Below are 10,747 nucleotides of genomic sequence, written 5' to 3'. Positions count from 1 at the left end.
ATTATTCCAAAAACTGGCATTAAACATAGCCTCAGGTGCTCAGGCACTCCGTTTCATGGTTCTGTTACGGGCTCTGAACAGGTTCACCAGTTGGGGCACGTAGTCCTGGTCCACAAAGATGGGCAGGAAATCTGCCTGGTACTGGCGGCATAGTTTTACCAGCCGTTCCTGGTTCCGGGCGTAGGGGAGCAGGTACCGTTCCCTGAAATCCTTGGAAGAGGTATTCACCCAGATGGTTTTGCCGGTCTCCTTGTCCTGCAGCGGAATAATCCCCAGCTTAGGGAAATCAATCTCCCGCTTGTCCATGAGCTGCAGCACAATGAGGTCATGTTTCTTGGCCAGCATAATGAGCTCGCGCTCGTAGTTCAGGTCAATGAAATCCGAGATCAGGATGATGATGCTTTTTCGCTTCACCACGTTAAGACAGAGTTTGATGCCTGCCCCAATGTTGGTTTTAAGCGATTGCGGCTGCAGCAAGGCCAGGGTTTTGATGAGACTATAGGCGTGCTCGTTGCCTTTGCCCGGCTTCACGTAGCGCTCTTTGCCATCACTGAAACAGATCATGCCCAGTTGGCTGCCCTGTTTCAAAGCAGACAAAGCCAGAATTCCGCTGATTTCCTTCCCTATGTCCATCTTCTGCAGCCCGGGCGCGCCCAGGGCATGGGAGCCGCTCACGTCCAGCAGCAGGAACACGTTCTGCTCTTTTTCTTCGCGGTAGGTTTTCACGAAGGTGCCGTGGCCTTTGGCCGATACGTTCCAGTCAATGGAGCGCACGTCATCGCCGTACTGGTAGGCGCGCACATCATCAAACTCAAGCCCGGAACTCTTGAAGACCGATTTGAAGTCGCCCTGCATCTGGGCGTCAATTGCCTTTCTAATCTGTATCTCGTACTTTCGTAGCTTCCTGACCAAGTCTTTCATAGCCTCTGAAGATTTGCGCCGCCTTAAAATTACCCAAACTTACGAACAACCGCGTGAAAAAACGTTTGTGTCTCCTTTTGCTTCCGCTTGCGCTGCTGTCCTGTACCCCCGAGCCAGAAAAACCAGCCGATTTGATTCCTGAGGAGAAGATGACCCGCATCATGATAGACGTTCACCTCACCGAGGCCGCCATTGGCCGCACTATTCATCACTATGACTCCTCCAGGGTGGCGTACCGCGAGGCGCACGAGCTGATCTTAAAACGCCAGGGTGTAACAGACAGTGCCTTTAAGCACAGTTATGACTTCTACCTTTCTGATCCTGCCAAAATGGACAAGATCTACGAGGCAGTGTTAGACAGCCTTAGTCTGCGTGAGGCCAAACTGACCAAAGCCGGCGCGCAGGAAGCCCCGCAACCAGTTGCTCCTCCAACACCATCGCAAGATACTGCCAAGGCCAAAACCCTTCAAAAGTTCAAACGTCTGCCGCTCGTAGATTCCTTGAAGGCACGCCAGCAGCGGGCCCGGAAGATGATCAAATAAGCCTTTTGCCGTTGGGCACGTTGGCCTGGGGTTGGGCCAGCACAATATGGCCTTCCTCATCCTCAAAACCGGTGACCAGCACTTCAGAGAGCCAGGGACCTATCTGCTTCTTTGGAAAGTTGGTGACGCAGATGACCTGTTTTCCCACCACCTCTTCTAACGTATAGCGCTTGGTAATTTGTGCGCTGGACTTCTTTATTCCCAACTCGCCTAGATCCACCCATAGTTTATAGGCTGGTTTGCGGGCCTGGGGGAAAGCCTCGGCTTGGACAATGGTGCCCACCCGCAGGTCCACGGCCATGAATTGCTCCCAGGTGATGTTGTTCTCCATGTTCTTTTTGCGCCTAAGTTAAGTGGTGAGGCTGTAAGGGGCAAATACGGGCTAGGCTCCGTAGAAACCTCTACCGTAAGGACCCGTATCCAAAGAGGCGGTGCTTCTGTGGCGGCTGCCTCTATCTAGACCTCACCAAACTATGAAAAACAACACGGGTACAACTTTATCGGTTTGGCAGCCTGGCGTGGAGATGCCGGTTACCCAAACCCTGAACTCCAACGTCACCACCGATGTCTGTGTGGTAGGCGCGGGTATATCTGGCCTTACCACGGCGTATTTGCTTGCCAAAGAAGGAAAGAAAGTAGTGGTGGTAGATGCCGGAGAGATCTGCGGCGGCGAAACCAGCCGTACCACCGCTCACCTTTCCTGGGCCTTGGATGACCGCTATTCCACCCTTATTAAAGTCTTTGGAAAGGCGCAGGCCCTGCTGGCCTATGAAAGCCACCGCGATGCCATCCACAAGATTGAGGAGATCATAAAAGACGAGAAGATCCAGTGTGATTTTGAATACCTGCCCGGCTACCTCTTCCTGGGCGCTACCGATACCGAGGACCAACTAGACCAGGAACTGGCCGCTTGCCATGAACTGGGCATCATGGATGTGGTGAAACTGAAGCAGTGCCCCTTGCCCAGCGTAAGCGAAGGCCCTTGCCTTATGTTCCCGCGCCAGGCGCAGTTCCACCCGGTGAAATACCTGTCGGTGCTGGCCCGCTACATTCTGGACCACGGCGGGGAGATCTACACCAACAGCCACGTTAAGGAATTTGATACCGGGCGGGTGCACCGCGCCATCACCGATGCCGGGTTCTCCGTCACCGCCAACCATCTCGTGGTTTGCACCAACACCCCGGTGAACGACCAGGTGACCATGCACACCAAGCAGGCGCCCTACCGCACCTACGTGATCGGGGCCCGCGTGCCCACCGGCAGTGTTCCCAAAGCCCTGTACTGGGACGATTCTGATCCTTACCACTATGTGCGGCTGGGAACCGTGGCCGGCGAAGAGAACCTGGAGTCAGAGATCCTGATTGTGGGTGGCGAAGACCACAAAACCGGCCAAAGCAAAGGCGACGAAGCCGAACGCTTTGACTGCCTGGAAGAGTGGACCCGCAAGAAGTACCCCATGGTGCAGGACGTGGTATTCCGTTGGTCTGGCCAGGTGATGGAACCGGTGGACTTCATGGGCTTCATCGGGCGCAACCCCGGCGATAGCAAGCATGTGTACATCGCCACCGGCGACTCCGGCCACGGCATGACCCACGGCACCATTGCCGGTATCCTCATCACCGACCTGATCATGGAACGCTTGAACCCCTGGGAGAAACTCTATGACCCCGGCCGCGTCACCTTCTCCACCGATTCTGCCAAGGAGTTCCTGAAGGAAAACCTCAACGTGGCAGGCCAGTACCTGGATTGGGTGAAGCCCGGTAACAAGGAGGAAGACACCATTGCGCCTGGTACTGGAATAGTGGTGCAGAAAGGCGTAGGCAAAGTAGCCATCTACGCCGATGCTCAGGGCAACCGCCACGAGTGCTCAGCGGTGTGTACGCACCTGGGCTGTATTGTGCACTGGAACAATGTAGAGAACTCCTGGGATTGCCCTTGTCACGGCTCCCGCTTCGACCCCTACGGGAAAGTGGTGGCCGGCCCTGCGCCTAGAGACTTGGACAAACTATAGTCAAATTAGTTTCTAGTGATTAGTTGTTAGTTTTTAGTTTTTAGTTTTTGGTGATGAGTTCCGATTATCATAAACCGAATATCCTACATTAGTTAACAGACTTGCAAATAAGCCTATAAAAGAAGAAGAGCCTGGCAGTATCATCTGCCAGGCTCTTCTTCTTTTATAGCAAAACCATTTTCAGGCCTTTTTACTAAAATTAGCCTAAAAACTAATCACTAAAAACGAACAACTACTTATAAGCCTCCAGTTGTTTTAGTCTCAACTCCACTGAGGCGATCCATTCCAGTTGCTGGTCTTTGTTTAGGCCATGGCGGCTTTCGCGGTCGTAGAGATCCTGCTCCTGGTGCCATTTCTCAAAGGCCTCGCTGGCATATCTGTTCAGATCCGCTGCGCCGCGGTTGCAGGCGTTGGGCAGTTCTTTCAGGCGCTTGCGTAATTGGCGGGCGTGAAGCTCGGTTAAGTCAAAATGCAGTTGCTCATGGGCCAGCAGCATCGCCGAGGTTTTGTTCCGAGTCCAGGATTCTTTGGGGTTGAAAACAGCCTCCACTTTAAACTTGAGCTGGTTGTTCTCGCATTTTACCTTCATCTCCATGTTGGTGGAGGTAAGGGCATGGTGTTGGTTTGTAGGCGCGGGACTGCCCGCAAAGTCATCCCAGGTGAGGCGCTTCTGCACCGTCCAGGGGATGTCTGTAGTAGGGGCAATCGGTTCAGGGTTAGTATCAGGAAAAGCGGCCAAAAACAGCGTGCTTATCCAGAGCGGTAGAAAGTAAAACGACATAGCTGCTGCGGTAACACACTCCCAATCAAAAGGAGTTTCCTCCTATCACAACTAAGTTATAAAAAAATTATTGCGGACTCAGTTTCCTGAACCGGAAAAATAGCAACAGCGCCGCAATGGTAAGGCCGGTAAACAGCCCCAGCCAGATGCCCACCGCGGCCAAGTCCAACCAGAAGCCCAGCGCAAACCCAATTGGCAAGGCAATAAGCCAGTAGGAAAACAGGGAGATCATACTGGGTACTTTCACATCTTCCAGCCCGCGCAAAGCCCCAAGCCCCACCACCTGCACGCCATCAGACAACTGGAAAACCGCCGCAATGATAAGCAGTTTAGAGGCCAGCGCGTGCACCGCCATATCCTTCACATATAGATGCGGAATCAGGTCCTTTCCCAGGATGATCAACGTGGCGCTTCCGGCCATGAAGAGGGCCCCCAAAATCAGGCTGCTGTTGCCGGCCACGTGCGCACCGTGTAGGTCGCCGGATCCGCGCAGTTTGCCCACCCTGATGGTAGCCGCCGCCGAGATGCCGCTGGCCATCATGTACGTCACGGAGGCTACGTTCAGGGCAATCTGGTGCGCCGCCAGGTCACGGGCGCCCACCCAGCCAATCATCACCGCCGAGAAACTGAAAGCGCCCATCTCAAAGATCATCTGCAGGGAAATAGGCAACCCGATCTTGAACATGCGGGACATGTGAGTCCAGGAAATATGCTGCCGGCGCAGATAATGCCGGTACCGCCCAAAACGTGGGGAGAAGTAAATAAAGGCCGCCATCATGATGGCCATGAGAACCCGCGAGATGAACGTGGCCCAGGCCGCTCCGTTCAGGCCCAGGGCTGGCAAGCCCAGCTTCCCGTAGATGAGCACATAGTTCAGAACCACGTTCACCACGTTGGCGAAGATGGAAATGTACATAGACTGCCTGGTAAGGGAAAGCCCCTCGGCAAACTGTTTGAACGCCTGGAACACCATCAGCGGCACCATGGAGAGAAACAGGATGTTCACGTACGGGATGGCCAGGCGCACCACCTCAGCAGGTTGGTTCAGATAGGCGATAAAAGGGGATAGGCCCCAGAAAGCCAAAAAGAGCAACACGCCCATTCCGGTATTCAGCACCAGTCCATTCAGCAGAATCAGGGCGATGCGGGTATGGTTTTTCCGGCCATCGGCGCGGGCTACCAGGGGTGTGATGCTGAAGGAAATACCAAGGCCAAACACCAGCGTGATGGTGAAGATACTGTTCCCCAAAGAGGCAGCTGCTAACTGCGCTGTCCCAATCCGGCCGGCCATTACGCTGTCGGTCACCGTTACCAGGATGTGCCCCAATTGGCTCAAGACCACCGGGTAGGCCAGCCAGAAGGTACTCTTATAATGTTCGCGGTATTGGGCGGAGAAAATCACGGGCAAATTTTTAAAACAGGCCGCAAAGCTACGGCTATTTTCCCTATCCCTTAGGACAAATGTCCAATACGCAAAGAAGTGTTGATTATTAAATCCGGTGATCCGCAGAATTAAAGGAGTGAACACCCAAATGGATAAACCGCTTTAGGCCTGATTTTTCAGAAAAGCACTTTAAATAGGTTCCTTTTAAAATTAGGTCTTTTGAGCATAGGGCTTTGCCAACCTCAGGAGAGAAGTGGCTAGGATTAGAATCAGGAAACAAAGGCTTTCAGGCGGAGCATGGCGCTTTCCAGCACTTCCTCCGGCAGGGCGAAAGACATCCTCACGGCACCGGGCATGCCCATCTTGGTAGCGCACAGCACCTCCAGACCTACCTGGTCTTTGAGGGCGGCAGCCCATTCCTCCACCAACTGGAAAGGCGAGGTCGGGTCCTGGGGCTGCAGACAACCGTCTACCTGAAGGGTGAAGTAGTAGCCCGCATCGGGCACGGTGAATTTGAGTTTAGGCATTTGCTCCAGTTCCTGGATCACGCGTTGCCGCCGTGTGTCCAGATCTGTTCTGAAATGCTGCCAGATATGATGCCGATTTTGGGTGGCCGCGGCAGCGCCGGCCTGCAGGAAAGGCGACACCCCTGAGACTAGTTTATGCTGCAGTTCAGTGGCTTTGTGCAGAATGTCAAAAGGCGCGATGAGGTAGCCTATCCGCCAACCAGACATAGCAAAGGACTTAGAGAAACCATTCACTACGGCTACTCTATCTCGCAGATGTTCAAAGCGTAAGAAGCTGGTTACCTTTCCTTGGTAAGCAAGGCCGTCGTAGATTTCATCTGAGAGCAGGTGTAGGTTGGGAAACTCCTCCAGCAGATGGGCCACCTGCTCCAACTCGGTTAGCGAGTATACTTTCCCCGTGGGGTTACCGGGGTTGGTGAGGATGAGCAGTTTGGTGTTTGGGGTGATTTTATGGCGCAGGTTCTCCAGGTTGATCGCGTAGCCCTCTTCGGGATTGGCCGGTACGGTCACCAGTTTCCCGCCGCTCTGCCGGATCAACTCTGGGAAAGCAAACCAGTACGGGGCCAGGGCCACCACCTCGTCGTTGGGGTGCAGCAGGCTTTGCAGGTACAGGTGAATGGCGTGTTTGGCGCCGTGCGTGATCAGGATCTGCTCGGCCGGTACGGGCTGATTTTCGTCTTCCAGGTACCGCTGCGCCAGGGCATACCGCAGCTCGGGCAGCCCTTCATTGGGACCATAGTACGTGTTGTGGCGGCCTACGGCTTCCTGCATGGCCATGACGGCCACTGCGGGCGAGTGAAAATGACTGACACCTAAATGCAGCGGAATAACATCCATTTTGATTGTTGATTGTTAGTTGTTGATTGCTAATTTGTGATGGTTGGGTTTCGTGCTAAAGTTAGGTGGATTAACTAAATGGCCAAATCTTGGTGCAAAACAGATGGAAAGTCTTTGTCTAAACTGTTATAGGCTTGTTTTCAGCAAAACAGGCCAAAATCAGGATAAACAAACGCACGATAGACCAACAATTAACAATGGACAATCAGCTATGAAACCGGTCTCAAGAGAACATCGGCGAAGCCGTGGCTGGGGTCTGTGAACACGTCCTGTACGGTGAAGCCGCAGGCCTGCGCCATTTCCTCCACCTGCCGTAAAGAGAATTTGTAGGAGTTCTCTGTATGAATAGCCTCCCAGGCCTCAAAGGAGAAAGTCTGGCCCAGCGCCCCGATGTGGACCTCCTGGTTTATCTTGCTGATGAGGAAGCTACGCATGGTGCCTTCCAGCGGGTCATACTCCGCGAAGTGCTGGAACTGGTCCAGGTCAAAGTTGGCCTGCAGTTCTTTGTTGATGCGGTGGAGTAGGTTCAAGTTGAAGGCCGAGGTCACGCCGGCGGCATCGGCGTAGGCGCGGCGCATTTTCTCCGGGTCTTTGCGCAGGTCCAGGCCCAGCAGAAACGCGTCTTCGGGGTTCAGGCTCTGGCGCAGGGTGCACAGGAATTTGCGGGCCTCGTCCAGGTCAAAATTTCCGATGTTGGAGCCCAGGAACAAAACCACTTTGCGCTGGCGCTGGTTTTGGTTCAGCCACTCCAGGCCCTGGAAGTACTCGGCGGCCAGGGCTTGCACGGGCAGCTTGGGCCAGCGGTGGTGCAGATCCTCCAGAAGCAGGTTTAGTTGGTCATCAGAGATATCTAGGGGCACGTAAGAGAAATCGGCTTGGGAGGCTACCAGTTCAACCAAAAGCAGTTTTGTTTTGTAGGCGTCGCCGGCGCCCAGGTCCACCAGCTGGAAAGGCGTGTGGGTATCCATGGAGAAGAGGATTTCCTTTCTTTGCTTTGACAGGATCTGGTGCTCCAGTTTGGTGAGGTAGTACTCCGGCAACTGCATGATCTGCTGAAAAAGCTGGCTGCCTTTTGCGTCATAAAAGAATCTGGAAGAGAGTCTTTTGGGGCTTTGGTTCAAGCCTTGCATGACGTCCTGGGCCAGGCCGTTATCGTCAGACACACGGGTGGGCAACAGGTTAATCAGGCGATTATGGGTAAAGGTGAAGGTCATAGGTTTAGTTGTAGTTTATCTTTTGGCCAGCCTGATGCCGGTGAACTGCCAGCGCTTATCGGCGTGGAAAAAGTTACGGTAGGTGGGCCTGATATGGCTTTGTGGCGTGGCGCATGAGCCTCCGCGCAGGACCATCTGGTTCACCATGAATTTGCCGTTGTACTCGCCAATGGCGCCAGGCGCCGTCACAAACCCCGGATACGGAAAATAGCCGCTGTAAGTCCATTCCCAGGTATTGCCCAGGAGTTGCGCTGCCTGTTCAGAATCATCTGGGAAGGTGCCCGGCACCGGATGGTACAAGCCGCTTTCCATAAAATTGCCTTCCTTTATTGGATTGGCATGGAGCTGTGCCAGCGCCTCCCACTCAAACTCGGTAAGGAGCCGGTGCCCGCTCCAGTTCGCATAGGCCAGTGCTTCGTAAAAGCTGATGTGTGTTACGGGGGCCTCAGGGTCAACTTTCTCCAGACCGTGCAAGGTGAAATGATACCATTCCCCGTCTTGCTGGGTCCAATACAAAGGCGCTTGCCATCCATGTTGTTGACAGAGTTGCCAGCCTTCATCCAGCCAGTAAGAAAATTCGGTGTAGCCGCCGGCTTCCATGAAGGCGAGGTACTCGGCATTGGTAACCAGGGAGCGGCGGGCCTGGAACTCGGCGAGGTAGACCTGGTGCGGCTGCTGTTCATTGTCAAAGCAAAAGCCATTGCCCTGGTACCCGATGGTGTAGAGGCCAGCCGGTACGGTGCTCCACTCGTTTTGGGGCTTCCTTGGGGAAAAGGAGCCGGAAACGATTGCTTCTTTGGGTTGATAGGCGGGTAGCAGCGGGTTGCAGCTCAGGATGTATTTGATATCGGTGAGGAGCAGTTCCTGGTGCTGTTGCTCATGCTGCATGCCCAGTTCCATCACCGCGGCTAATTGCGCGTTTTGCAAAAGCTCCTCGTTCCATAACACCTTTTCCATTTCTGCATCCACGTGCCGGCGGTAAGCGTAGATGTCCTCCAGCGGCGGCCGCGACAAAGTGCCCCGGTCTGAGCGCGCGATGCGGCTGCCCATGCTGTTATAGTAGGAATTGAAAAAGAAGGCGTACTGCGGATGGAAGGCCCGGTACTCTGGTAGGTTTGGAAGCAGGATAAACGTCTCAAAAAACCAGGTGGTGTGCCCCAGGTGCCACTTAGGCGGACTCACATCGGCCATGGGTTGCATCACGGTATCCTCGGGGGTGAGGGGAGCGCAAATGTTTTCGGTCTGCTGCCGGATAGCCCGGTAACGGATCAGCAAATCAGTGACGCCGTTCAGTGTGGAGGAAGCCATGGGAATTATCGTATTTACCCCTACTAAACTAAAAATAAACCGAAAGGTTGTACCTTCACCTGCGAGATAAAAAGTATATGCCTTTTGTTTTAACTCCGTTTTTACGGGAACTGTCCTTTAAGTTTGATGCCCGCACCTCGCGCGGCGCCATGCAAACCCACCTGGCGCATTACATACGGGTGCACCACACCGATGCACCTGAGGTGCAGGGCTGGGGTGAATGCTCGCCGCTGCCGGGCCTCAGCCCCGATTATTCTCCTACCTTCCACAAGTTGCTGGTACGCATCTGCCAGAAGTACAACGACCTGCAACTGGAGGCACCTGAAACGGAGGAGTCTCTGGCTTTCTGGCAAACCCTCGGCGCCTGGCCCTCTATCTGCTTTGCCGCAGAAACGGCTTGGGTTGACTACCTGCGCGGCGCCAAACGGATGCTGTACAACACCCCCTACTCCCGGTCTGAGAAAGGCATAAGAATAAACGGACTCATCTGGATGGGTGATCCGGCGTTTATGCGGGAGCAGATTGAGAAAAAGATGGCCCAGGGCTTCAAGTGCCTTAAACTGAAAATTGGAGGCTTAGACTTTGCCCAGGAATTAAAGATCCTGAAGGAGATAAGAAGCATCGCCGGTCCCGATGACCTGGAACTGCGGCTGGATGCTAACGGCGCTTTCTCACCCGCCAATGCCGAGGAAAAGCTTCGGGACCTGGCCGCCTTCCACATTCACTCGCTGGAGCAACCCATCAAGGCAGGTCAATTGGAGGAGATGAAGCTACTGTGCGAGGTGTCGCCTTTTCCCATTGCCCTGGACGAGGAACTGATTGGCATCTCCGGCGAGGAAAACAAATGGAATCTGCTCAACCTGATCAGGCCCCAGTACATTATCATCAAGCCCACGCTGGTGGGCGGTTTAGTGAGTAGCCGCGAATGGATACAGGTAGCTACCTCCTTAGGCATTGACTGGTGGCTTACCTCGGCGCTGGAATCAAACATCGGGCTGAACGCCATTGCCCAGTTCGCCTCTGACCTAAATAACCCATTGCCGCAGGGCCTGGGAACCGGCCAGCTTTACCAAAACAACTTCGCCTCGCCACTGGAGATCAGGGGAGAGGAACTCTGGTATAACCCGGAGAAAACCTGGGAATTACCGGATGGTGAGTGAGTGAGTGAGTGAGTGAGTGAGTGAGTGAGTGAGTGAGTGAGTGCTTTTTTGAGCCGATTTT

Annotated in this window: 10 protein-coding genes; 3 read left to right on the top strand and 7 right to left on the bottom strand. The window is 54.1% G+C overall.

From position 1 onward, the window contains the following. Positions 1–39: 39 nt before the first annotated feature. On the bottom strand, positions 40–921 hold the full coding sequence (locus J3P34_RS12975) for a DUF58 domain-containing protein (RefSeq protein WP_210489095.1): 882 nt from the start codon (positions 919–921) through the stop codon (positions 40–42). Positions 922–998: 77 nt separating this feature from the next. On the opposite strand from J3P34_RS12975, the gene J3P34_RS12970 reads away from it, so the two are divergent. Next, positions 999–1,463, top strand: coding sequence for a DUF4296 domain-containing protein (locus J3P34_RS12970; protein WP_210489094.1), 465 nt, complete (start codon positions 999–1,001; stop codon positions 1,461–1,463). On the opposite strand, the gene J3P34_RS12965 is transcribed toward J3P34_RS12970, so the two are convergent. Continuing rightward, a complete protein-coding gene (locus J3P34_RS12965) occupies positions 1,456–1,794 on the bottom strand; it encodes a tRNA-binding protein (RefSeq protein WP_210489093.1) in 339 nt (112 codons plus the stop codon). The two genes, J3P34_RS12970 and J3P34_RS12965, sit on opposite strands and share 8 nt — an antisense overlap. A 142-nt stretch (positions 1,795–1,936) precedes the next feature. Between J3P34_RS12965 and J3P34_RS12960 the strand changes: the two genes are divergently transcribed. Continuing rightward, complete coding sequence (locus J3P34_RS12960; RefSeq protein WP_210489092.1) at positions 1,937–3,475, top strand: FAD-dependent oxidoreductase; 1,539 nt, start codon at positions 1,937–1,939, stop codon at positions 3,473–3,475. A gap of 232 nt (positions 3,476–3,707) precedes the next feature. Here J3P34_RS12960 and J3P34_RS12955 read toward each other — a convergent pair whose 3' ends face one another. The 5 genes from J3P34_RS12955 to egtB form a co-directional block, all read right to left on the bottom strand. Then, complete coding sequence (locus tag J3P34_RS12955) at positions 3,708–4,256, bottom strand: DUF922 domain-containing protein (RefSeq protein ID WP_210489091.1); 549 nt, start codon at positions 4,254–4,256, stop codon at positions 3,708–3,710. A gap of 67 nt (positions 4,257–4,323) precedes the next feature. Then, complete coding sequence (locus tag J3P34_RS12950; protein WP_345890364.1) at positions 4,324–5,658, bottom strand: MATE family efflux transporter; 1,335 nt, start codon at positions 5,656–5,658, stop codon at positions 4,324–4,326. Positions 5,659–5,909: 251 nt separating this feature from the next. Further along, positions 5,910–7,004, bottom strand: coding sequence for a pyridoxal phosphate-dependent aminotransferase (locus J3P34_RS12945; RefSeq protein ID WP_210489090.1), 1,095 nt, complete (start codon positions 7,002–7,004; stop codon positions 5,910–5,912). Between the two features lie 209 nt (positions 7,005–7,213). After that, positions 7,214–8,218, bottom strand: a complete 1,005-nt coding sequence (egtD, locus tag J3P34_RS12940; protein ID WP_210489089.1) for an L-histidine N(alpha)-methyltransferase — start codon at positions 8,216–8,218, stop codon at positions 7,214–7,216. Between the two features lie 15 nt (positions 8,219–8,233). Then, complete coding sequence (gene egtB, locus J3P34_RS12935) at positions 8,234–9,526, bottom strand: ergothioneine biosynthesis protein EgtB (protein ID WP_210489087.1); 1,293 nt, start codon at positions 9,524–9,526, stop codon at positions 8,234–8,236. Between the two features lie 77 nt (positions 9,527–9,603). Between egtB and J3P34_RS12930 the strand changes: the two genes are divergently transcribed. Further along, complete coding sequence (locus J3P34_RS12930; protein WP_210489086.1) at positions 9,604–10,686, top strand: o-succinylbenzoate synthase; 1,083 nt, start codon at positions 9,604–9,606, stop codon at positions 10,684–10,686. Positions 10,687–10,747: the final 61 nt, after the last annotated feature.

Origin of the sequence: Rufibacter aurantiacus (assembly GCF_017916345.1) — a bacterium.
GTDB lineage: Bacteria > Bacteroidota > Bacteroidia > Cytophagales > Hymenobacteraceae > Nibribacter > Nibribacter roseolus.
Note: the sequence above shows the minus strand (reverse complement) of the source record. Positions and strands in the feature narration are given on the sequence as shown.